General features: G+C 36.8%; 19 protein-coding genes. 4 read left to right on the top strand and 15 right to left on the bottom strand.

Features of this window, described 5'->3' with window-relative positions; genetic code table 11:
- Positions 1–6 precede the first annotated feature (6 nt).
- The 5 genes from IGJ23_RS02745 to IGJ23_RS02725 form a co-directional block, all read right to left on the bottom strand.
- Complete coding sequence (locus tag IGJ23_RS02745; RefSeq protein WP_034699718.1) at positions 7–1,875, bottom strand: beta-glucoside-specific PTS transporter subunit IIABC; 1,869 nt, start codon at positions 1,873–1,875, stop codon at positions 7–9.
- 120 nt (positions 1,876–1,995) lie between these two features.
- Positions 1,996–2,847 (bottom strand): BglG family transcription antiterminator LicT, encoded by an 852-nt coding sequence (gene licT, locus IGJ23_RS02740; protein ID WP_010738350.1) that lies wholly within the window; start codon positions 2,845–2,847, stop codon positions 1,996–1,998.
- Between the two features lie 255 nt (positions 2,848–3,102).
- Positions 3,103–3,825, bottom strand: coding sequence for a class A sortase (locus IGJ23_RS02735; RefSeq protein ID WP_010738352.1), 723 nt, complete (start codon positions 3,823–3,825; stop codon positions 3,103–3,105).
- 51 nt (positions 3,826–3,876) lie between these two features.
- On the bottom strand, positions 3,877–4,203 hold the full coding sequence (locus IGJ23_RS02730) for a nucleotide pyrophosphohydrolase (RefSeq protein WP_010719940.1): 327 nt from the start codon (positions 4,201–4,203) through the stop codon (positions 3,877–3,879).
- A 172-nt stretch (positions 4,204–4,375) separates the two neighbouring features.
- Positions 4,376–5,569 (bottom strand): MFS transporter, encoded by a 1,194-nt coding sequence (locus IGJ23_RS02725; RefSeq protein WP_438774594.1) that lies wholly within the window; start codon positions 5,567–5,569, stop codon positions 4,376–4,378.
- 343 nt (positions 5,570–5,912) lie between these two features.
- Here IGJ23_RS02725 and IGJ23_RS02720 point away from each other — a divergent pair, with 343 nt between their 5' ends.
- Entirely contained in the window at positions 5,913–6,602 is a 690-nt protein-coding gene (locus IGJ23_RS02720; protein WP_081127794.1) for an N-acetylmannosamine-6-phosphate 2-epimerase, read from the top strand.
- Positions 6,603–6,883: 281 nt separating this feature from the next.
- On the opposite strand, the gene IGJ23_RS02715 is transcribed toward IGJ23_RS02720, so the two are convergent.
- A complete protein-coding gene (locus IGJ23_RS02715) occupies positions 6,884–7,768 on the bottom strand; it encodes a diacylglycerol/lipid kinase family protein (protein WP_088744994.1) in 885 nt (294 codons plus the stop codon).
- A 103-nt stretch (positions 7,769–7,871) separates the two neighbouring features.
- Entirely contained in the window at positions 7,872–9,983 is a 2,112-nt protein-coding gene (locus IGJ23_RS02710) for a VWA domain-containing protein (protein ID WP_438774593.1), read from the bottom strand.
- A gap of 205 nt (positions 9,984–10,188) precedes the next feature.
- On the opposite strand from IGJ23_RS02710, the gene IGJ23_RS02705 reads away from it, so the two are divergent.
- On the top strand, positions 10,189–11,691 hold the full coding sequence (locus IGJ23_RS02705) for a helix-turn-helix domain-containing protein (RefSeq protein ID WP_438774592.1): 1,503 nt from the start codon (positions 10,189–10,191) through the stop codon (positions 11,689–11,691).
- Positions 11,692–11,889: 198 nt separating this feature from the next.
- Here IGJ23_RS02705 and IGJ23_RS02700 read toward each other — a convergent pair whose 3' ends face one another.
- Positions 11,890–13,746: an ATP-binding cassette domain-containing protein gene (locus tag IGJ23_RS02700; protein ID WP_438774591.1), complete on the bottom strand. Its 1,857-nt coding sequence runs from the start codon at positions 13,744–13,746 to the stop codon at positions 11,890–11,892.
- On the bottom strand, positions 13,730–15,706 hold the full coding sequence (locus IGJ23_RS02695) for an ATP-binding cassette domain-containing protein (RefSeq protein WP_438774589.1): 1,977 nt from the start codon (positions 15,704–15,706) through the stop codon (positions 13,730–13,732). The genes IGJ23_RS02700 and IGJ23_RS02695 overlap by 17 nt, the downstream gene beginning before the upstream one ends.
- A gap of 82 nt (positions 15,707–15,788) precedes the next feature.
- Between IGJ23_RS02695 and IGJ23_RS02690 the strand changes: the two genes are divergently transcribed.
- Complete coding sequence (locus IGJ23_RS02690) at positions 15,789–16,619, top strand: MerR family transcriptional regulator (RefSeq protein WP_010719950.1); 831 nt, start codon at positions 15,789–15,791, stop codon at positions 16,617–16,619.
- Positions 16,620–17,027: 408 nt separating this feature from the next.
- Here the strand turns inward: IGJ23_RS02690 and aguA are convergent, their stop codons facing one another.
- From aguA to ptcA, 3 genes are all read right to left on the bottom strand, one after another.
- Positions 17,028–18,125 carry an agmatine deiminase gene (gene aguA, locus IGJ23_RS02685; protein ID WP_010738362.1) on the bottom strand — a complete coding sequence of 366 codons (1,098 nt, stop codon included), beginning with the start codon at positions 18,123–18,125 and terminating at the stop codon, positions 17,028–17,030.
- The gene (locus tag IGJ23_RS02680; RefSeq protein WP_096708399.1) at positions 18,079–19,497 is read right to left on the bottom strand and encodes an APC family permease; all 1,419 of its coding nucleotides are present in this window, start codon (positions 19,495–19,497) and stop codon (positions 18,079–18,081) included. The genes aguA and IGJ23_RS02680 overlap by 47 nt, the downstream gene beginning before the upstream one ends.
- A 236-nt stretch (positions 19,498–19,733) precedes the next feature.
- Complete coding sequence (gene ptcA / locus IGJ23_RS02675) at positions 19,734–20,753, bottom strand: putrescine carbamoyltransferase (RefSeq protein ID WP_438774588.1); 1,020 nt, start codon at positions 20,751–20,753, stop codon at positions 19,734–19,736.
- Between the two features lie 270 nt (positions 20,754–21,023).
- Here ptcA and IGJ23_RS02670 point away from each other — a divergent pair, with 270 nt between their 5' ends.
- Entirely contained in the window at positions 21,024–21,959 is a 936-nt protein-coding gene (locus IGJ23_RS02670) for a response regulator transcription factor (RefSeq protein WP_438774587.1), read from the top strand.
- A gap of 472 nt (positions 21,960–22,431) precedes the next feature.
- Here IGJ23_RS02670 and IGJ23_RS02665 read toward each other — a convergent pair whose 3' ends face one another.
- The 3 genes from IGJ23_RS02665 to IGJ23_RS02655 are packed head-to-tail and all read right to left on the bottom strand — an operon-like array spanning position 22,432 to position 24,566.
- The gene (locus IGJ23_RS02665; protein WP_010719955.1) at positions 22,432–22,836 is read right to left on the bottom strand and encodes a PTS sugar transporter subunit IIA; all 405 of its coding nucleotides are present in this window, start codon (positions 22,834–22,836) and stop codon (positions 22,432–22,434) included.
- A 37-nt stretch (positions 22,837–22,873) separates the two neighbouring features.
- Positions 22,874–23,683 carry a PTS system mannose/fructose/sorbose family transporter subunit IID gene (locus tag IGJ23_RS02660; protein ID WP_010719956.1) on the bottom strand — a complete coding sequence of 270 codons (810 nt, stop codon included), beginning with the start codon at positions 23,681–23,683 and terminating at the stop codon, positions 22,874–22,876.
- Positions 23,670–24,566, bottom strand: coding sequence for a PTS mannose/fructose/sorbose/N-acetylgalactosamine transporter subunit IIC (locus IGJ23_RS02655; RefSeq protein WP_010719957.1), 897 nt, complete (start codon positions 24,564–24,566; stop codon positions 23,670–23,672). Before IGJ23_RS02655 ends, IGJ23_RS02660 begins: the two co-directional genes overlap by 14 nt.
- Position 24,567: the final 1 nt, after the last annotated feature.

The raw sequence follows: 24,567 nt of genomic DNA, 5'->3' as shown, positions 1-24,567 counted from the left end.
TCCTCCTTATTTGACAATTGCTAGAAAATCTTCACTAGCAATCAGTTCTTCTTGATTTAATTCCAACACATCAGCAAAATGTTCCGTATTTGTAATAACGATTGGCGTGATCACACTGTATCCAGCGGCTTTAATCGCTTCAATATCAAATCGAACCAATAAATCACCAGCTTTTACTTGATCCCCTTGTTTTACAAAAGTCTCAAACCCTTGTCCTTCAAGCTCAACGGTATCCATACCGATATGCATCAAGATTTCAATTCCATCTTTCGTTGTTAAACCAACCGCATGACCTGTTGGGAAAATGGTCGTGATCTCCCCATCTGCTGGCGCAATCAATTCACCTTTTTCCGGATCAATCGCAAGCCCTTTTCCCATCGCTCCAGAAGAGAAAACTTTATCCGGAACATCAGATAATGGCAGGACTTTCCCGCTTAAAGGACTTTTTAGATTATGTCGAGCAGAACTAATCGTGTCACCTGCTGTTGTTTGTTGATTTGTTTCTAGTTTTTCATCTTGGACGGTTTCATCAAATCCAACGATCAGCGTACCTACGAATGCTAAGACAAATGAAAGAGCTGTCGCAAGGATTGCCATGGTCACATTGGATTCAACTGCTTGGTTCGTACTAATAAACGTTGGGATCGTTAACAAGCTTACTAACCCGCTAGAGAAAGCTTTCACACCAGCAAAACCAATCATTGCGCCTCCGATACCGGCTGACAGACAAGCAACGACAAACGGTTTCTTTAACGGTAAAGTTACCCCATAAACAGTTGGTTCCGTAATGCCAAAAAGTGAGGTAATTGTAGATGAAATACCTAATGAACGAAGCTTAGTATCTTTGGTCCGAATCGCCACTGCTAAGGCTGCACCACCTTGAGCTAAAACGGCTGGTAAAAGCATTGGAACCATGACGTCAAACCCATATTGTTCAATATTCAAGAACATGATCGGTACAAAGCCCCAGTGCATCCCAAACATAACGAACACTTGCCATAAACTTCCCATAATCAAGCCCGCAACTAATGGACTAAAGCTGTAAATCGAATTAAATAGACTACCTAACCCATTACCGATAACTGTCCCGATTGGACCTAACAGTAAGAAAGTTAATGGCACCATCACCAACAAAACGATCATTGGTACAAAAATCATTTGTAAAAATTGTGGAATCACTTTTTTCACCAGCGGTTCAAATTTGCTTTGGACCCAAACAGCCAAAATGATCGGAATCACTGAAGATGTGTAACCTGATTGAGCTAACACGATTGGTAATCCAAAGAAATCCACTGCCCCTCCAGCTCCAGCTAGTTGCGTGATTGCTGGATAAACTAACGCCATAGCAATTGCCACAGATAAAAATTGGTTCGTTTTGAATTTTTTGGCTGCAGTAAAAGCTAACATCACTGGTAAAAAGGTAAAGACACCATCTGCGGCTGCAAATAGAATTTGGTAAGCCCCAGTATCCGCAGAAAGCCACCCTAACACCGTTGCCAAAGATAAAAATCCTTTTAAGATCCCTGCAGCTGCCATTGCGCCTAAAAATGGCGTGAAAATACTAGAAATAATATCAATCAAGCGATTCAAAGGATTTTTTGACTGATCCTCTGTTCCTGATTGATCTGTCAGACCTTGCTCATCAACGATTGCTTGGTAAACGTCAGCCACATTACTACCGATAACTACTTGGTACTGACCACCACTTTGTACTACTTGAATCACATCTGGATCCTGTTTTAACTTTTGTGTGTCTGCGACCGATTCATCTTTTAATTTGAAACGTAAACGTGTCGCACAATGTACTAAACTATTGACATTCTTTTCACCTCCGACTGCCTCCCATACTCTTTTACCAACTGCTTGATTATCCATCTTATTTTCCTTCTTTCTAGTTGATTTAATCAAATAAAAAACCTAGATTGAAAAAACGGTCACGAAAATTCGTGCCCTATTTTTCAATCTAGGTTTTGCCTGCTTTACCAGTAACAATCCTTAAGATTGGGTACTTTGTTTTTCACTCACTACACGTTGGATGTGAATCGTTAAATAGATTTGTTCTGCGACTCCCATTGGTTCCTGTTGTGTTTTTAAGAGATAGTCATTGATCCGTTCCGAACAGCGAAAGGCTTTTGGATATTTCCCTTGAACGAGCGCATAGAGAAATTCATCCTGCTCATCCGAACTTTCGCCTTTTAAATAGCGTTGTGTAAAAAATTGTAAATGGGTAATGATTCGTTGGTAATTCAACGATTCCTCGTCAAATGTCACACCAAAGAACTTACTAATAATGCTGAGAATATCTCTAACGATCGTCGTTGCAGTCATCGTGACTTGCATATCCCCATTTCCTTGTTGGCTATTCACTAAATGAAAAGCGATAAATCCTGCTTCGTCAATCGGTAGACTGACTCCAACTTTTCTCTGGATCAATTGCAATACTTCTTTGGCCACCAAGTATTCTTTCGGATAAAATTTCTTTGTTTCAAAAAGAAGTGGATTTGGTAACTGGATATTTTCGTTCGCTCGACAAATCGCATAATGAATATGATCGGTCAATGTCAAATAAATATTTGACGACAACGAAACGCCTAATCGTTCTTCCGCCACATCAACGATCTGTTTGACTAATTCTACTTCTTCTAATGGGACATCCGCCATCAGCTGTTGAAATTGATTGGTTGCTAAGGAATCTTTTAAAACAAATTCTTTTTGAACTGCTGTTTTATCAATCCTATCACCAGGTCTTTTTTGAAACGCGAGGCCTTTGCCCATACAGATAATCTCTTCACCTCGTTCGTTTTTTGAAATGACGACGTTATTATTTAAGACTTTTTCAATAACCATTTTCCCTCGCCCTCTCATAAAAAAAAATAAAAAAACCTAGAATCCCCCTGTACTTTAGGTTGAATTCTGGTTTTGCCTGCCGAACAGTAACAATCCATCGATTATCTGAACCAAGCATAGCACCCTTCTTTAATTTTTGCAAGCCTTTTCAACTTTTTTTTAGTAATTGTAAAAATGAGAAATTAAAAAACCGACGAAAACTATTAGCTATTCGAGCGAACTAGCAATCGTCGGTTTTTCATTAACTATTTTCGTCTAAAATGTTCGTGTTTCCATATTGAATGCTGCCTTCATTTCTTTCGTCGCTTTTTTCATTGGTGTAACCTTCTCTAATTCGCCTTGAACGACTAATCGAGTCACCGCATTCATATCTCCGCACGTAATCAAAGTAACGAGCGATTTTCCTTCTTGGATATTTAACAGCTGGGTTTCCGTCGGTGCCACTTTTTCTTTAAAGGTTGCTTTATACGTATAGACATTTTCCAAATCTACCAAATAGATTTTATCTCCTAATGATAAATTTTCTAGTGGCGTGAATAATAGTTGTGGATTGCTCGAACGATGACTCGCTAAAGCATAATTTCCTTTTCCCATTTGCTGATTAGGATCTAATGTCCCCGCACCATAAAGCAAGTTCGCATTATCTAAACCTCTAAAAATCGGGATATTGATTGCCACAGAAGGAACAGCAATACTACCAATAACTGGTAAGTCCGTTCGATTCAATTGGGCACGCAACACACTTTCCGTACTCATTGACTCCACTGCATCAAAATCAAAACTTGCCTCTTTTTCGTTGTTTTTCTTGATTTCATCTTTTGTCACATTGGCAATTGCGTATTTATCTCCGGTATTTTTAACAAAATAATCTTTGATCTGTTCATTAAAAATTAACGCTAAGCCAACCAATAATAGTAAAAATAAGAAAAAATTGGCGATCCATCTTTTTACTCGACCTTTGCTTGGTTTTTCCTTCATTCACTTGCCTCCCTTATTTAGCTAAAATAATCGCAACCTGTAGTTTCACACTTAAAGTTCTGTATATTTCTTTCGTTGTCCTCGACTTGCTTCTACTGGATATTTCAATTTATTTTTTGCTAATTTTTCTTCAATAATTTCATCAAGATCCAACTGTAAATTGTCAGCCATCATGTAAGAATAGATCAAGACATCTGCCAGTTCTTCTTTGATCCGCTCTAATGAAGTTTCCTTCACTTCTTCTGGTTGCTTCCATTGAAAAAGCTCCAGTAATTCAGAAGCTTCTAAGGAAATAGAAATTGCAAGATCTTTTTCGTTATGAAATTGTCGCCAATTTCTTTCGTCTCTAAATTGATTGACTTTCGCCATACTATCCATGAACATTCACCTATTTCTTTATTCGATTACTAATAATCATACCATGTTTTTAATAGAAAATAAGTATATTTACCTAGATAAAATAAAATATACGTATTTATTTAACGATCTTTTTATAAAGCAAAATGATAACGAATGTTACTTATCCACTGATAACTTACACCAATGGATGTTATTCTTGTAAGCTGAATTTTAATTCTTTTACACCAGTAAGTGTCCACAAGACCACTAGACTGACAAGATAAATACTACTTAGAAAAATAATCACAGTAGATAATTGATAATGATCCATCAAAAAGCCAATAATGATCGAAGAAAATCCACCTACAGCTCTACCTAAATTCATAATAAAGTTATTGGCTGTTGCACGGATCTCAGTAGGATACAGGCTACTAATGATTGCACCATAGCCGCCATACATGCCATTGATAAAGTAACCAACAACCACCGCTGCTGCTACTAAACTCCATTGACTACGAGCTAAAACGAGTAAGAAGACCGAGAGCGCTGAACAAATCAAGAATAAAGTAAAGGCTGTTCTGGGACCTAATTTATCCATGATGATCCCAAAAGTCAACATACCTAATGACATCCCCACAATCGTACTCACCATCCATAAAGACGAACCTGAAACGGATAATCCTAGTTGTGCTTGCATGATCGAAGGTAACCAATTCATCAAACCAAAATAACCAGCAATTTGGACAGTCACCATGATACTCAAGCCAATCGTCTGCCAAGTAAGTTGTTTCGTTTCAAATAGATTGCGTAACTTTGTCGCCTTTTTAGTTGCTTTCGCAGCTTGAAATGCCTCCGGTTCTTTTAAGCCATGTCGGATGACTAAAACTAATAATACAGGTAATACACCAATCACATATAACATGCGCCACCCGAGCCATGGAATGACGATTGCCGCCAAAATAGCAGCGAGAGCCGCTCCTACTTGGGCTCCAATACCAGCAATGGACGAAGCTCGTCCAATTTGTTTTTTTGAAAAAGTTTCAGAGATCAAAGACATACAAGCGCCATACTCGCCCCCAGCCCCGATTCCGGCAATAAACCGAAACAAGTAGACTAAATAAATCGTTGAAGAAAAATACATCAATAATGAAGCAATTGAAAATAAGATAACCGTTTGAGAGAACACCTTTACTCGACCATATTTATCCGCCATCAGACCAAAAAAAATACCTCCAACGAGCATCCCCAGATTAGTGATCGTCGCAATCATTCCCGCTTGCGTTCCACTAATATGAAAAGTTGCAATCATTGAAGATAAAGAAAAAGCTAGGAACATGATATCCATATTCTCTAATGCAATCCCTGATGATGTTGCTAATAAAACCTTCCGTTGATACTTCGTCATTTTTGTTACCCCTTTTCTTTCATTTTTACCCTAAATTGTTAAAATCATATATAAAAATTAAGAAAAAAGCAAGAACTTTTGTTTTTTTATGTCAATTCATTCACTCAACTGATCTACGCTGTTTTTGAGAACTATCACTTGCTCAATAATTACGAAATCGCTACACTTATTTTGTAATCAAAAAATAAAGCGTTTTTCTAAACCGCTTATTTGTCTGATCAAGCAATTTATCTTAGATATCCATTATCTAAGTAATCACTTTTTTGCTATCATTCGCATAGCCTTAGCTCTTTGCGAAACGTTTTTGTGAAACTGAGAAAAAACTATAAAGGAGATAAACAGAATGGACAAACAATTATTCTTAGAAAAAATTGCTGGTGGGCTGATCGTTTCCTGCCAAGCCTTACCTGGAGAACCTTTTTATACAGAAGAAGGTAGTTTGATGCCTTATTTTGCTTTAGCTGCTGAAAAAGCAGGAGCTGTTGGTATCCGTGCGAACTCAGTACGGGATATTATGGCGATCAAAGAAAAAGTGGCCCTGCCGATCATCGGTATCATTAAACGTGATTATCCTCCTGAAGCGCCATTTATCACAGCAACCATGCGTGAAGTTGATGAACTAGTAGCCACAGGGGTTGAAGTTATCGCTTTGGATTGTACTTTACGCAAACGCCACGATGGTCTGACCATCAATGAATTCATTGCTAAAGTCAAAGAAAAATATCCACAGCAATTATTGATGGCTGATATCGCCACTTTTGAAGAAGGAAAGAATGCTTACGAAGCAGGAGTGGATTTTGTGGGGACAACTTTAAGCGGCTATACAGAAGAAAGTGTGAAACAAGCTGGTCCTGATCTCCCACTCATCCAAGAACTGATCCAAGCTGATATATGCGTTATTGCAGAAGGTCGGATCCATACGCCACAACAAGCCAAACAAGTCAAAGATCTAGGCGTAGCTGGCATCGTTGTAGGTGGTGCGATCACACGCCCTCAAGAAATTGCTCAACGCTTTATCGAAGCATTAGATTAAGAGACTCCTTCATTTTTTCAGGAGAAATGCTTTTTCGTCCTTCGAACTAAATCAGCTAAATAGAACTAACCAAAAACAGCCAGAACGAGACTGAGCCAAAATTTGCCTCAACCTCATCCTGGCTGTTTTTCAGTTTATTATTCCAACTTTATTCACAGCCTCTGTCTCACCAGATTCTCAGATCCGCTTAAAATCGACATCAGATGACAGGGGGACCTACTGTTCAAAACAAAGGCTATGACTCAGATCAACAGCTTAGAAAGATGATCCTCCCTAGTTTCTCAACAATAAATCATCAGATGAGAAGGAAGAACTTTTAGTGTGACAGGCAGATTGACACCTTCATCGCCATCCACATTTGTTGCCAATTCTTGGTCTTCATTCAAAGCAATCTGGATCGTTTCACAGGTTTGATAAGCCAGATGATCGGTAGAAGAATCAACACCTTTTAACAAATCAGGCAATGTTTTTAACGTATCTAACAATGAAGTATCTTTTAAATAAACCAAGTGCAATTTGCCATCGTTTACTTTAGCATTAGGTATCAATGTTTCAAAACCACCAATTGAATTAGTTAATCCTACCAGCAATGTACTACTTTCAATTTGTTTTTCCTGCCCATCAATGACTAACTGGAATTTATAAGATTGGGTTCCAGCCAATTGCTTGATTCCTGAGATAAAGTAAGCAAACTTACCATATTTTGTTTTCTTTTCTGGATCTACATCATTGATTGACTCAGGAATGGTCCCGATCGCCACGACATTCATAAAATATTGGTCATTGATTTTCCCAATATCTAATGGTTGCAACGCATCCATTGAAAGATGAGCGATAGCTTCTTCGGGTTCTAACGGTATGCCTAAAGCACGGGCTAAGTCGTTGACTGTCCCTAACGGAATAAAACCAAAATTTGGACGATGTGCTTGTTCAGCGATCCCATTGATTCCTTCATTAACAGTACCATCTCCACCCATGACAAACACGCTGTGATACCTATCCACTGCTGCTTCTCGAGTAAAATTCTTGGCATCTCCAGCTTTTTTCGTATGAAGAACAACGACTTCATCAAACATCGTGGTTAACTTTTGATGGGCCAGTTTTTCATATTCTTGTGCTTGTTCTCCTCCAGAACTTGGATTAACGACCAACAACGCTTTTTTCATCCTGTTTCCCCCTTCGTTTCACAACATGACTTTGACTAAACTATAGCACAAAAAAACTCAGAACATCTAGTTTCAGACATTCTGAGCTACACCAGCTGATTGGCTATCTTATTTTACGAATCAAATAATAACCCACTGATCCGACGATCATCGTTCCCAGAAAGACCAGAATGAATGAGGAATGTTCATTTGTTTTTGGTAACTGTTCCGCTTCAGAATCAGTCGAAGATTCAGAAGCAATCTGGAGCATCGTCTCTTTTTTAGTTGTACTTGGTCCAGAGTTTCTTAAGTCGATGGCGCTTGATTCGGTCATACTTGATTCTGTGGTGCTTGGTTCTGTTGTGCTTGGTTCCGTTGTGCTTGGTTCCGTTGTGCTTGGCTCCGTTGTGCTTGGCTCCGTTGTGCTTGGCTCCGTTGTGCTTGGCTCCGTGGTGCTTGGTTCCGTTGTGCTTGGCTCCGTTGTGCTTGGTTCGGTCGTTTTTTTCGTATTCGTGATCACAAAAGAATTGCCATTATTGGTTACAGTACTCTCAAACTCATCAGGTACATTCACTTCCGCTACTTGATAAGTAAAGTCTTCTCCTTGATTATTGTATTTTGGTAAGACCGCTTTTTCGTTTCCCACTGGCAGTTCCTTGATCGTTGCTTGATAATTATCTTGTTTTCTTAAAGAAAGCACCGCTGAACTTTGCCAACTCGTAGGATCAACGACCGAACTCCTGCGAATCACATAGTCAATAGTCTCTGGGATCTCGGATGCCGCTACATTTTTCCATTTTTTTTCTACTTGGATTGTGGTTGTCGGTGCCTTGATTGAAGGGATTGGAAAATCAAGTAATTCACTTTCATTTGTTGGTGCTAACGTTGTCCGTCCATTACACAAATACCAAGTTTCGCCTTTAAAATGAGTATTTTCAGTGTTTAAACGGACTTGATAGGTACACGTAAGCCGTTCATTTTCCCCTAATGCAATATTTGCAATCGTAATCGTTTGGTTCGCTTCCGATACAACTACATCAGCCACTACATCATTGGCTTGTTCCCAATTTCCTTGTTCATTTTTTCGCCAACCGACTAATTGATAGGAGCGTTCATTAAACTCACCCGCTCCTTGGAGTAAAATGTCTTGCCCCATAGGATCAGTGATCGTACCATTAGGAATCGTTTTATCAATTTGGTTGGCAATCTCTGTTAAGGCAGAACCCAAACCGCTTAGATTTTCATCGGTTGTAAGGTATTGTTGCGGTTTAGAAGCTAAGTTTCGCCCAATATATTCCCCTCGAGCAGAAGGTGCTGTCGCTATCGAATAACAGGTAAAACCCGAATGCTTGAGAGAAACAATCGTTCCTAAGGTCGCATCTGTCACAACTGAACTACTAACAGAAATTGCATTGGGATCAGAAGGGTTACTGTTCGTCGTATAGTATTTGTCAGAATCAGTTTGAAAATCTTGAATATAACGATCGGTATGGTAGCCATTATAATCAATGATCTCTCCCTTATTTGGATACTCTTTTGCTCCTTGTACTGGAAGATAACTACGATTGGCACTGTCATCACCAATATGAATAAATAGTTTTTCCGCTTCTGGCCGACTTTTCTCCAATAATAACCGTTGCCCTGCTAATAATCCTTTTTGCATAAATGTTCCCGAATGTGACTCAGCGGTATATTTCAAGAAGTTCTCTAAGTCATTCATATTACTTGAAAAACCATTTGTTGAATAAACCTCCCGATTGTATGCTACGATCCCCACACGTATATTCCCATTAGCTAACGAATCCGCTAATTCATTGCCAAATTGTTGTAATCCGATTAAAGCATTGGTTAATTTTTCGCCAGTCATGGAGGAAGAATAATCGATCACCAAAACTAAATCAATCGGTGTTCCGATCTGGTTGCCTTTCACATCTAACGTGACATCAAATAAACCTTGTGTCTCGCTATCTTCTGTGACACTCTTTTTTAAATACGCTCGGTCAGCGTAATTAACATAATTTTCCTCGTCAAATACAGCTTCTGGTGCATGGCCATAATCATAATTATAGGTATTCCCTACTGCTGTTCCATTTGTTAAACGTTGTCCCGTAGAATCGGTATAAGCAAAATCAACCGTCTCCGCAAATGATTTTTGCATCCCTATTCCCAGTAAAATACTCATTAATCCTACGAATAAAATCACTATCTTGAAATAGCTGTCTTTTCTCGTTCTCATCATTTCTCTCCTTTTCTACCAACAGATTTCCCCATCCTTATTAAAACCCTAGAATTTTTTCAACAATTGCTAGTATAAATTTTCTGGAATCTTTTCTGAGCTAAAAAAATGTACATTTGGAATACATTAAAATCCTCTTTTTATGATAAGATGGCATCAAGTAACAGCTAAGAATCGAGGGAAATCTTTGGTTAGGAGTTTTTTTATGGAAATATTCAATGATTTTTTTGGAAATGATGTCAAAAAAGAAATCGAACTTTTGCATTTTTTATATCATCAAAAGCGCTTTGTAACGATTGAAGAAATGAGCCAAGCCCTCAATATGGATCGGCGTTCGATCTACAAATATTACGATGTTCTAAGCAATCATTCCCTAATGACAGATGAAAGTCGTGAACCAATTTTTCATACAAAACATGGTCTCGGCTATAAATTCACAGGAACCAAAACAGACTATAAAACGGTGATTCGTAAAATATTACAAGAAAATCCTTTTTTCAATTTATTTGAAACTTTATTGTTGGAAAATGAAGTGAATCTAGTCAAATTCGCCTACGAGAATTATTTATCCGAATCTACTGTACGAAAGCGAAGCTATGAACTAGAAACGCTACTACAGCCATTGGGGTTTACCGTAAAAAAAAATAAAGGAATGCTCTATTTAGTCGGTGATGAACCTCGTATTCGCTATTTTATGGTTGCTTTTTTTTGGAAAAATTTTTCTGGTCTTCACTGGCCATTTCCAGGTATTTCTCAACAAAAATGTGAAATGCTCGCCCGACACTTTTATGAAATCAATGAAATTCCTTTCAATGAGATTGAACTAAAAATTACTACTTATGTACTAGCAGTGACGATTATTCGGTTTAGAAAAGGCAAAAAAATAACATCTGAAATGATCACTTTAGCTCCTGATCTACCGCCTAAAGACCAAGAAATCTTCCAACAATTGACGGACCAGCATTCATCACTCTTAAAAAAACTGACAGATGAGTTGAGTGAACACTTCTTACTCGAAACAATGGAGAGCCATTTTATTTTCTTGTGGCTACGATCAAATCTGGATCTCACTTTTTCTAAAGAGCAGTTAGCTGATTATTTTGCCATCCAAGAGGAAAGCGTTCAAAATCGTTCTTATTTGCAAGCAATCATCCATTTGTTACTGAAAGATACAGACTCTCAACAATTGTCTACCAGAAAAAAGAACTTGATTTTGCGAACGATTCTTTCTGGAATTTTGTCCGTCGAACTATTTGGAGAGACGATCCATACCTTGACCGGCTATAATCTACAGCACTATGTCTCGCAGAATTTTCCCAACCTTTTGATGCGTTCTGAACAATTGTTAGATCAAATTGATCTTTACTCATCCTCAGATAGCAAACGAAAAGGACTTGCGTTACATGTAGCAGTTGCTTGGACCTTGGTTTCACCACCATCCACCTTTATGAAAAAAATCAACCTTAAACTCGAAACAGATTTACCTTTGGCACTTTCTTTAACAATCAAAGAACGTATCGAGTCTTCTTTTCAAAGCTACTACCATCTGGATATTCGCAGCCATTTTGAAAACGAAGACTATGATCTCTGCCTTAGTACCGCTCCTTTAACAGAAAGTTTTGAAACCGTCCCCGTTTTACTGATCAATGCCCAAGTCACATTAGCCGATCTGCTGGCAATCAAACAAGTACTTGAAGAGCTGGTGTAGTAAGAGCAGAAGAAATGGAATGTTCATTATTTGAACTGCGAATAACACTTCTTCGATCATATTTATACTTTTTCAATTCATAAAAATAGCCTAAGATTTGTGGGAAATAAAAGCAAAAAAAATGGGACATTCTTCAGATTTATTTCTGATGAATGTCCCAGACTCTTAGTCAGTACTATATTTCTAAAGTTAAAGATCTTATTTTTTTAAAGCCAGACTAGGTGATAGGTTGACCAATCGATAATTAACAAAACCAGTTATGCCAAAAACTAAACCAATATTTACTAACAACAAAAGCAGCCCTAGTTGGAAATTAAACTCTAGATTATAACCAAAGTTATGGCTATATACAGTATTAAAAATAAGAAGCCATATACTACTAAATAAGACGGATAGTAGACAAAATAGAACGGTTTCTCTTCTCAATATCTTAGAGATATTTCTGGTACTATATCCTAAGCAACTTAGTATACCAACTTCAGAATATCTAGTGATAGAAATTCGATAGATTATAATAAAACTAACAGAGATAAATAGGAGTAAAAGTAAATTGGATAATATGGTGAACAACTTTATAATATCAGCAAAACTATTTTTAAAAGCACGAATGTCTTTTTCCTTAGTGTATATATCGTACCCCTTACTTTTCAGCAGGCGATGAATTTTGGGAATGTCCTCAAAATTTTTCACACTAAACGCTATAGCAGAAGCCTCACCTTTAGCTACTTCTTTATAAATTTTCTTTTCCAGCTTCGTACTCATTGTAAAGTTATCAAAAGTATCGTTTGAGATACCACTCACTTTCATTTTTATTTTATGTTTTTGTCCCTCCTTATCAAAGTATTCAAAGTCAACGTACTTTCCAACTAATTGATTAATATTCTTACTCAAAGACGAGGCAACACTTAGAGATAGACTGATTTCATTCCTATTATCTTTAGGCATGTCCCCATAAATCATCGAAAGATTGGAAGAAATGAATGTTGGTGATTTAGTATCTAAGTGTTTATTCTTATGATCATATTTAAGATTAATATTTTGGAGATTATATTGGTAATACACATCCTTAACGTTTGGTAATGTTTGTAAATAAGTAAGCCCTTCAGATAAAGGCTTTTTTGAAAAAGCAATTGATCCTTTACTATAGTAATCATTTTTTTCTTTAAATGACTGTATTTCATTTTTTATTGTATTTTTTATTCCTAACGTTGAAATAAAAGAGACCGTTCCTAATGAAATCAATACGATAGCAAGTAAATTTTTTAAAAAATGTATTCTAAAATTCCTGATTGCTATCCAAAAAAGTAATTTTGAGTTGAGTTTTGGGACAATCTCTTTAGCTTTTTTCGCTGTGAAAGTCTGACTTTCCTTACTATAGTCTAATTCATATCGCTCTTTTTCTTTAACTATTTCTATTGTATGATTTTTTAAACAGACTATTTCATCGGCGTACTTTGAAACTTTTTCACTATGTGTAATAACAATCACGGTTCGATTCCTTGCCAACCTTTTTAGTATCTTCATGACACCATCACTATTTAATTCATCTAAAGCAGCCGTTGGTTCATCTGCAAGAATTATTTTAGGATCATTCATTAAGGCTCTCGCTATAGATGCTCTTTGTTTTTGACCACCGCTTAACTTATGGACCATTTGATTTGCCTTGTTTTTTAATCCCAGTTCCGTTAATAAATTCAATGCTTTTTCGATTTTCTCTTCTTTCGTTAGTTCAGAGTCTAAATGTGCCCCCATTATGACATTTTCAAGTACTGTATATCCATTTAAGAGATGATAATCTTGAAAAATAAATCCCACATTGTTGAATCTATAATTAGACAAGTTTTTATTTGAGAAATTTTTTTCCTTAAAACATAAATTTTCAATTTCCCCATCATAATCTATATCTAAGCCTGCTATTAAATTTAATAATGTTGATTTACCAGCTCCACTATTCCCTAATACACAAGTTAACGTACCATCTTTAAATCGATAATTGGCATGTAATAGTATATCCAAATCTTTGTACTTTTTACTGACATTATTTAAGTAAATCATTCGAATCACCTTGTTTCATTTTATGAGTAGGATTAGTTTTAAGAAATAATAAGTAGGATAGGAAACTGATTATTATTGATTGGACAAATGGTAGCAACAATACCAAAACTAAGTTATTAGTAGATACTATATATATACTAAATAATTTTTGACTTAAAAGACTAAGCATTGGGAAAGTTATCAGAAATAGAAGAGAAGACATTATTCCAAGTATAAAGTATTCTGAAATGATTAAACTTAAAATATTTTTATTACTGAAACCATTGAATTTGAAAAAACGAAATTCACTTTTCTTTATATAAAAATTGAACAAAGCCAGAACAATACTAATTGTTAGTGACAATACAAAGAATATCAAACTGATGGTAACCCCTTGCTCCTCATTTTTCTTTCTCAATCGGAGCATGTCTTCAATCATGCTAAAATCTCCAGAAGGTTGTAAACCTGATTGTTGTAGTTTATTCACGATAGGTAAAATATCATCTAATGTTTTTGCTCTTACGTTATAACTTATCGATTTCTCAATGCCTGCTTGTTGACGCATTTTTTTGATAGCTTCTACACTAAACAACAACGGGCCATCCGTTAGTTTCCCGTCACGTCTTCCTAAAGTGCTGGTAATTGCTCCACCTTTAGGATTATTTTCAATGACTCCCACTACTTTTACATCATTTAATGAGACCTTTGATCCTGTAATCTCGTTGCTTCCAATCTTTGGATTTACGTCTATAAGCCCTGTCATATTTAAGTTTTTTCCGATTACGTCGGTGGGTTTTAGACCTAGTAAATCCAGTAACCGTTTAGGAACAGCCACTTCTATTTCTCCAATTGAAGGATATCTTCCAGCTATCAATTTCGTAATTGCAGGCAAGTTAAAGCTATCCTTCACTTCATAATTTTTAATCAAATCTCCTACGTTTAGTTTCAAATCACCCACTATTTCCAAGGGTGCCACAAAATCTACTCTGGGATCATCTTTTAATAAATCTACTGCTCCTGAAGTATCTTGTTTTAGAGAACCAGAAGGACCACCACCTGTCGATTCTTTTGACAAAGAAATATCTTTGATCGTCTCTCCTCTTTCTTTAACAAGACGGCTAAAATTATCATCTTGTTTTTCTTTTATTTCCCCACTCAAATTAATCAACATAAAAAAGGAAGAAAGTATGAGTAAAATAATCGTTAATATAGAATATATGGATGCGCCTTTTAGAATGTTAAAAGATTGAGAGATACAATTTTTTAAAGATAAATAAGGAGGTTTATTCAATCGATTGTTTTTCCCGTCATCTTTTGAGTGTTGTTTACTTTGCCCTACTAATTTTAGTTGTCCTTGCTCCATGCTATAGACATTTGCGTCTTTTTCAATTAAACCTTTATCATGAGTGACTATTATCACTATTCTTTCTTTAGCGATTTTTTTTAGCTCCGTCATGATTTTATTAGCAGCTAAAAGATCTAATGCTTTAGTTGGTTCATCTGCTATGATTATTTCTGGATCTTTTACTAATGCTCTAGCTATCGCTACTCGTTGTTTTTGTCCGCCAGATAATTTTGCCACTTTCATTTTTGCTAATCCAGATATTCCTAGTTCCTCTAATACCTTTGCTACTTTCATTTTTCGTTCTGCTTTATTTAAGTTCGATAGGCTTAGAACTAAATCAATGTTACATTCTACACTTAAGTATTCTATCAATTGGTAATCTTGCCAGATAAAACCGATTGAATTGTAATAATAGTCGGATAGTTCTTTTTTCGTAAAACGTTTCATCGACTGATTGTTAAAATAAACATCTCCTTCAAAATTTTGATCCATACCACTAATGATATTTAATAGCGTTGTCTTCCCACTACCCGATGGACCGTAAATAAAATTGAGGCCTTTTTGGAAATCTCCTGATAAATGATTCAATACTATTTCATTTCCAAATACTTTTTTTATTTCGATTAAACTTAACATAAGAATCTCCTTTTATAGCGAATTTGGGTTATTGCTCTGCTAGAATAAACTGTAACGTTACGTTATATTCAAGGAGGTAATTATGAATAATTATTTAACAATCAGTGAATTTGCAAAATACGTCAATTTAAGTAGAAGAACCTTAATTTATTATGATCAAATTGATTTATTCAAACCAAAAAAAATATCTACTCATGGTTATAGATATTATACTTGTGACCAATGCTTTGAATTAGACGTTATACTAACCTTGAAATTTCTTGATGTACCTTTAGAACAGATTAAATATTTTCTCGATAATCGAAACATGGATGACACGCTGACAGAATTTAAAAAGCGAAAAGAAATTTTAGATGAAAAAATCAATGACTTAAAACATATGCAGACGTTTTTAGAAAATTATATCGATCGGTATACAACATTGAAAAATATAAATTTTGATATAATTACTCATTCTTATAGAGAAGAAGAATCTTTTATTTGTTCTGATTTAATGCATTCTCATTACTACGACTCCATCGATTCTTTATCTAGTTATAGTGATTTTTATTTATCCTTAGATCAAAAAGATTTATTTAATGGCTATCCTATAAATTTTTTAGTAGAAGATTCTATTTTTTCTGACATTCAAAAAACTCCTTTTAGGTCACTAATTAAAATAAACAAGGAACAAAGCCATCTTTACGACGCAGAGAAAATTATAACCAGATCGAATGGAACATATGTCTCTTTCTTCATAGAGGATTCAAATTATAATAAGCAAGAAATCAATCAGAAACTACTGAACTATTTTCAAAAAAATAAATTTATTCCAGAAAGATTTTTTTGGAAAATATTATGGCAAGATGAAATTACTACCACGATTCCTGAAAAACGTGTATTTGAAATCTTGATACCTGTAAAAAAGAATTAATCGTTTACTGAAACTAAGAAAGTTCCTTATTTCCCCTTCTTAAAACAACCTCTTAAAAATGATTCAATTTGTATATATATGCATTATTGTTTTAAAATATACTTAAAAGGTACCTAGGAGATTTTTATGGGTTTGGGAAAACTATGAAAAGATCTCACCCACATCTGGCTTCCTCTAATGGTTGAATCACCAAGCTGATCGTCAGCTAATGATAGACAATGAAACAAAAAAAGAGATTGGGACAAAAGTTGTCTCAGTCTCTTCTAGTATCTCTAAAAACGAATAAACGGCCGTCATTGATCAGGTCAGTAATCGAATTTGCTGCTTTGGGATTTGGTCAATTGTTCATGAGCAGCGTCGCCTAAAATTCCACCCAATGCGATGACGATTTTTGAGATAAGCCTCCACCTATCTTTGCGGTTGTTGTTGTGTGATACAGTGAATATTTCCACCACCGTATACGATCTCAACTGTATTTACGCCTACGACTTCTTTATCTGGAAAGAATTCTGCTATTTCCTCAAGTGCCAGCTCATCATTTTTATCTCCATACTGAGGAACGATCACACCGTTGTTCGTGATCAGAAAATTCATATAAGAAGCAATACAAATGTCGCCATCTTCACGTGGCATCGTTCCTTCTACGTAATCGATCTTGAAATCTCCATTGATCGTGACATTCTCTACTGGGCAACAAAGCTTATGAACTTTTAATTTGCGACCTTTGGCATCGGTCATTTCATTCAAACGCTTGTAAGCAGCTTGAGCCGCTTCATAAAATGGGCTGTTTTGATCTTCAGTATAGATACAAGCCACTTCTCCGGGACGAACAAAACATGCCACATCATCCACATGCCCATTGGTTTCTTCCGGATCGATCCCGTCACCTAACCAAAGTACTTTCTCACAGTTTAAGTAGTCGCATAATTTTTGTTCGATCTCTTCTTTTGTCATATGAGGATTCCGACCTTCACTCAATAAACACATCTCAGTCGTTAGAACAGTGCCTTCTCCATCAACATGAAAGGAGCCCCCTTCTAAAATAAAATCCTCCGTTCGATACGAATCCACGTGCTCGATTTCACAGATCTTTTGTGCAATCAAATCGTCTTGATCCCAAGGGAAATACAAGCCATCGACTAATCCGCCCCAAGCATTGAATCCCCAGTCATTGCCTCGTAATTCACCATTGTCGTTGATGACAAAGCTAGGACCACAGTCACGAATCCAAGCATCGTTGTTCGACATTTCATAGACAGTGATGTCGGCAGGCAATTGACGACGGCAGTTTTGATATTGCTGTTGCGACACGACCACATTCATTGGTGTGAATTTGCTGATCGCTTTTGCGACTTCGGCAAATGCTTCTTGAGCCGGTTTGCCTCCATCACGCCAGTTATCTGGACGCTCTGGCCAAATCATCCATACTTTCTCTTGTGGTTCAAACTCTCCAGGCATTCTAAACCCGTCTTGTTTCGGTGTGGTCTTTTCGATTCGCTTTGCCATGATACAGCACTCCTTCTTTTTTGATTTTTTTGATCCAGATAATGATTTCACCAACGAGGGCAAATATAATTGCTCCAATCGTGATTGGTAATTGCTGACTCAGCGATTCAGCATCAAACTGCAAAGGAATCGCTGTGAAAATCAATGAGATCACGATCATGATCATCGGTAGTGCGACTAATACCTTCAAGAACCAGTCGCTGCCGCTCACCTTGAAAGGTCGAGGTGTTTCTGGATCGATTTTGCGCAATTTATAAAACGCAGGAAAAACAGGTACATATGATAGTAGGAACATTACTAGGTTCAACGAGAAAAATGCCCAAAATAAATCTTGATTTGGTAAAATTGGTGCGATGATGACAACGATAGAAGCAACAATACCATTCATAATTGCCGCACCAGTAGGCATGCCGTTTTTTTTGCTGCGTTTGGCAAATACTTTCGGCATATCGTCATTTTCGGCTGCATAACAAGCAGTATTGTTAACCCCTAACGACCAAGAAATCATATTGCCAAACAATGTTAGTAAGAATAAAAAGGCCATCGAAATAATGAACCATCCGCCTGTTGATCCTGTCAATAACTTAAAACTATCCATCAATCCACTGCCTGTACTAATCTGATCCGTAGGAATTGCTACACCGATCCCGAATGCAGAAAAAATGTAAATGGCTGCAATCACCAGTCCACCGGCAATGATCGATTGAGGGATTTGCTTTTTAGGATTTTCCATATCATTCGCGAATGTACAAATCACTTCGAATCCTAATAAGTTAAAAATGATTACTGAAATAAAGGACAAACTATTTAAATTGAAACTTGGCAGCATGGAAGAAAGAGTAAACTCATTCGCCACACCCTTAGTAAACGCAGTATAGAGACCTAAACCACCGATCAAGATTGCCAGCAGCATTTTGATGACAGCTGCTCCATTCAAAATCCACACGCTGTCACTGACCGGATAAAAACTGATCCAAACGATGATCCATATAAAGATCAGTTCGATCACGATAGCAGCAGCTGTTGAAAATTCGCTGCCTGTGATCGTCATCAATAAATCAGGGCAGACTACTGCTAGAGAAGCTAACCACAGTGGATAATTGATCCAGTAATACCAAGAAACGCGAGATCCCCAGCGATGTCCGAAGGCTTGTGTCACCCAATCATAGATACCGCCATCACCGATATAAGTTGTTCCTAACTCTGACGAGATCAATCCATAGGGCAAAAGGAATGCAATCAATAAAAAGATCCACCAAAAAAATTGTGAATTTCCGATTGCTGCTACCGGTGCAGCCGCTTCTGCCACAAATACAACACAAATAACAGATAATATAGCACTCATCAAACTAAATTTTTTCTTTTCTCCCATTGTTTTCTTCCTTTCCGGTACAAGGGAATAAGGTTGGACCAACGATTGAACGATTCTTGCAACCAGCGGACTCATCTCACATGAATCCTGGTGCGGCATAAAAGCTGCATTAATGTGAGATCAAGTTTCTGCTAGAAAGAATCGATTTTCAGATCGTTAGCCCCTCCTCTAGAACAGAGACAATCCTCACGCATCGTCATGATACGCAGATTATTTCCTTTCCTCATCTCTTGCGTCTAAAATGTTTCACCTAGCAAAGCTTCCAAGTCTTTTTTAGCCGCTGCTTTTTTGGTCTCATCGATTGGATTTTTTTCCGCATAATCCCGCATCAAGTACACTAAGAGACCGCGAATCGAAGTCAACCGATTTTCTGCTTCATCAAAACAGATCGAGTTCGGTCCATCCATGACTTCATCTGTGACTTCTTCCCCACGAGTGGCAGGCAAGCAGTGCATAAATTTCGCTTGTTCCCCAGCACGTTTCATCAGGTCCGTATTCACTTGGTATTTAGGATAAAAAATACGCATGCGTTCCTCTTCTGATAGTTCAGCTTCATACAGTCCATACCAGACATCTGTATAAACAAAATCCGAACCTTCGATAACATCGATTTGATCGGATATCGTATAGGAGCCGCCAGAATCTTTGCAAATTGCGTCTAGTCGGGCGCGATGGTCTTCGTTTAACTGGAACCCTTCTGGTCCAAATTGAACGAATTCCATTCCCATTTTTGTTGCAATCAATCCTAAAGAGAAACAGACTTGTGTGGCATCTCCAATAAAGGAAACCTTGCAGTCTTCAATTTTTTTGCCTGCTGGAAGATGTTCGATCATGGTGCAAAGATCGCCAATTTCTTGCGTTGGGTGGTTGAAGTCAGACATACCGTTAATAACTGGGATCGTGGCATTCGTTGCTAAGTCATACACATTATGATGACGTTCCACACGAGCCATCAAAATATCAACTAAACGAGAAAGAACTCGGCTCGTGTCTTCTATCGTTTCATGACCACCCAATTGAATTTGCCCTGGTGCTAGATATTCTGCGTGCCCCCCTAATTGTGTCATTGCTGTTTCAAACGAAACCCGCGTTCTGGTAGAAGACTGTTGGAAGATCATCCCTAACACTTTGTTCTTTAGCAAAGGAGGATAAAAACCATTCTTGATGGCCACTTTGATTTTCAATGACAGGTCAACAATTTGTTGGATCTCTTCCTTCGTGTAATTTTCAGTTGTAATAAAATCTTTTTTTCCCATAATGAAACCTCCTAAGTAATTTGTTTGCTTTGCATCTTCACTTTAGGAAAAAAAGTGAGGGTTTACGATAAGCTATTAGTTGTAAACGTTATCATTGTCGATCTATACGTGCTACAGGCTGGTTTATTTTTGGATATAAACCATTTATTTTCCAAGGGTTTACAAAAGTTTAGAAGTAAGTTTATAGGAATTAAAAGTAAAGATAAAAAAATCGGTGTTATAATTAAAATAAGAAATTTAAGGTAAGGAAAAAATGAAAGGGGATTCAATATGATCGCTATTTTTGTTTACAACATTCTATTGATCATTCTATATTCAATCACGATGACTTTTGCTATTTATGCTTATTTAAAAGAAAAAAACAACTTATTTCTCTGGATCAGTTTGTATTTGGCATTCTTCATTTTTGATAACACGATTATTTATATGACGGAGTTCCTCAATTCCTTTGCACAAAGTTATGATCAAGCATTTATGAGTGCGCCAGCAGTTAAAACGATTATTTTTATGGGAAACGCCTTTTTTTCCATTTCTATTCTTGCCGAACTACAAAAAGAAAAACTTTCCCCTCTCCATTATGCTTTACTGCTTGCTTTGGCTGTTTGGATGATTACCATCCCATTGATGGATAATTCAGCCTTTAAAGTCTGGCTCTATTATCTGGGCAATCAACTCTTCCTGTTTTACCTAGGAACTTATTGTTGGCGAGGAACAAAAAAGGATGTACCTTTGCTGAACAAACACTATTTAAAGCAATTGATGTTCATCAATCTCTTCTTTAGTATTTTGATCATTATTGAAGATAGTTTCGTGATTTTCAATGTCGATCAATATAGCTCCTTAGTGACAAAAATTTATAATCGTAGTGTCTCAGAGGATATTTTTTCGATTGTTATATGTGTTTTATTACTGCACTTCTTTATCAAAAAATATCAACCTCAGAAAGAAAAAACACAAAAGCAAGACACCTCTCTCTTGATTCAAGACTTTTGTCAGAATCACCAGTTTACTCAACGAGAAACGGAAATTTTTATATTGCTACTGTCACATCGAACCAATCAGGAAATTGCTGACCAGCTCTTTCTCTCATTAGGAACGGTTAAAACTCATGTCCACAATATTTTTATTAAACTTGACATAAAAAAGCGCACGCAAATTATCCCACTTTTTGAAAAGTATAAAGAAGCCATTGAGTCAACCGTTTAAAAAAGTCCTGGAAGTATCCCTTCCAAGTTCTCAGTCTGTAGCCGAGTCTGGGACATTAATCAGAAAAAATCTAATTAATGTCCCACTTTTTTATGAGGTTAATCATAAAATAAAAAAATGGAGAATGAGACAAAAGCGGCATCTTCAAAAATTCGCTGAAATTTATAAAAAATTTGAGACACACCAAGTAGATAATAATCAACACCAAAAAAAAGTATTTATGTTTCTTGTCAAATTTCGGAAATTCCTTCTTATTACTTGATACTGAATACTTTTTTCTCAATCTTTCACCAATCATTCTAGAATTTCTCTTTACCAACATCATTTGACAAAGGGTCTCTTTTTTGTCCAAAATTTCGAACAAAACTAGATAGAAAGACATTCCAAACTCAAATTACAAGTTTGAAATGTCTTTTATCTATAGTCTGATCAGAGAAATATTTCTTTGGCTTCATCACTCATATATTTTATCTTACTCATCTTCATCATCGTCATCACTGAAAATCCGTCCATTCACATAACAAATGTTACTTGTAGCAGATTCGATTAATGAAAGTTCTGTTCCAATTAATTGACTGTTAATGAAGTCAATGACCATTGGCATGTTCATGCCTGCGTATAAGTCAATTACTTGACCCTCGAGAATTATTTTTGAAACTACATTACACGGAGTGCCACCCATTAAATCTGCTAATACCACGAAATCATCTAAATTGGCAATTACTGTTTCAAACTTTTCACGAAAATCTTCCGCTGATTCAGAAGGAAGAAGGCTTACTGTGTGAATACTTTCCTGAGGCCCCATTATCATTTCTGTACTTTTTTTCAATTCTTCACAGAAAAGTCCATGACTAATTAAAACTAATTGTTTTCCCATTGAACCACTCCTCATCACTAATTGGAATCAGCCTGACTTATTTTGAAATCACGCCTAAAGCTGATAATGCTACACAAACCACTAATACTATGAAAATTGCCTTAGTAGAAGTCATATTCTTTTTGCCAAGCATCCAATAAATTGCTGCAACGATACCGGCTGGTAATAATCGTGGTAAAATCATATCCAGGTTGTTTTGCATGTTTAACGTCACATCACCAATACTTGGTGCCCAAGACAATTTTACATTAATCATGGTAGCGACCAACGCTCCAACCATGAAGACCCCTAACAAAGTTGCAGCATCTGTCAAGGCAGTTAAGCGATGTTGCATCGTGGTAACTAAAGAGATTCCTTCACGATAAGCAAATTCTAATTGTTTCCAACGGAAAATCATAACAGCGATTTGTGCGATAATCCAAATAAAAATTCCAGTTGGGTTGCCATTAATTGCCATATTGGCTGCTAAGGCTCCAAAAATTGTTGGAATTAACGCTGCGAAAATCGAATCACCAATTGCTGCAAAAGGCCCCATCAACCCAGCTTTTAAACCTGAGACAGTGTCTTTACCATCAATACCTTCCTTTTCCTCAATAGCCAAGTCAATCCCGGTAACGATAGTATTGAAGAAGTTTGATGTATTAAAGAATTGTGTATGAGTTTTCATCATTTCTTTTAATTCAGGAGAATTATCACCATAAAGCTTGCGTAATTGCGGCAGAATTGTATAAAGATAGCCTGATCCTTGCATCCGTTCATAGTTCCAGCCTAATTGGAAAGTAAACAAGCTTCTGCGATTGATCTGCTTAAAGTCTTCCTTCGTTAACTTATAATTAGATTTCGTCATCTTCAATCTCTCCTTCATCTGAATCATTCGATGTAACATCTTTAGGGGCTGGCGAATGTGGTATCAGCTGTCCATTTTTGTAACTGATGGCTGCTAAAGAAAATCCAACTAGTGCAATTGCTAACATTGGAAGTGAATTAAATATTCCTTCGAAATTCTTCACAACTCCTGCAACACCCGTTCCTAAAACCTGCATGTTAGTAAAGACGGTTCCTAGTAATGCCGTTAATGTAAATCCTAAAATTAGGTAAGGGAAATGCTTTTTAACTGGCAAGTAACGTAGTAGAATAGCAAAACCGACAGCTGGTAAAACTGCTCCAGCTACTGATAATCCATCGCCTAACCACTTCAAATCACCATTTAGCACGGCTACCACTTGTTCTACTAGTCCTCCTCCAAATGCTAATGCTAGAAAAACGGGAATCATACGAGAAAGTGACCAAGAGAGGGCTCCCATTAAGAAATTACGTTCGATCCCTTTATAGTTCATATCTTCAACTAATTTATCAATGCGATGCGCAAAATACGTATTCGCAAAACGGGCTAATATATCTAATTGAATCATCAAGCTAGCTACTGGTACCGCAATTACGGCAATTGCTTGCTCTGGGTTCATTCCTAGCGCTACTGAGAAAGCTGTCGCTAAAATCGTTCCAGAGTTGGCATCAATTTTTGATGCACCCCCAAAGGTACCAACACCAAGTACAGTCAATTGCATACTACCACCAATAATAAGTCCTGCTTTTAGATCCCCCATCACTAGACCAGCAAATAATCCGGCAAAAACGGGTGCACTCAGTGATGAATAAATTTGTAACTCATCTAAAATTTGATACCCTGCGTATAATGTTAATAATAAGATCTGCCACCATAAGATATCCATT

This window comes from Enterococcus sp. DIV1682a, assembly GCF_051711005.1.
Taxonomy (GTDB): domain Bacteria; phylum Bacillota; class Bacilli; order Lactobacillales; family Enterococcaceae; genus Enterococcus_B; species Enterococcus_B hirae.
The sequence above is the reverse complement of the archived record's forward strand: the minus strand, read 5'-3'. Positions and strand labels throughout refer to the sequence as shown.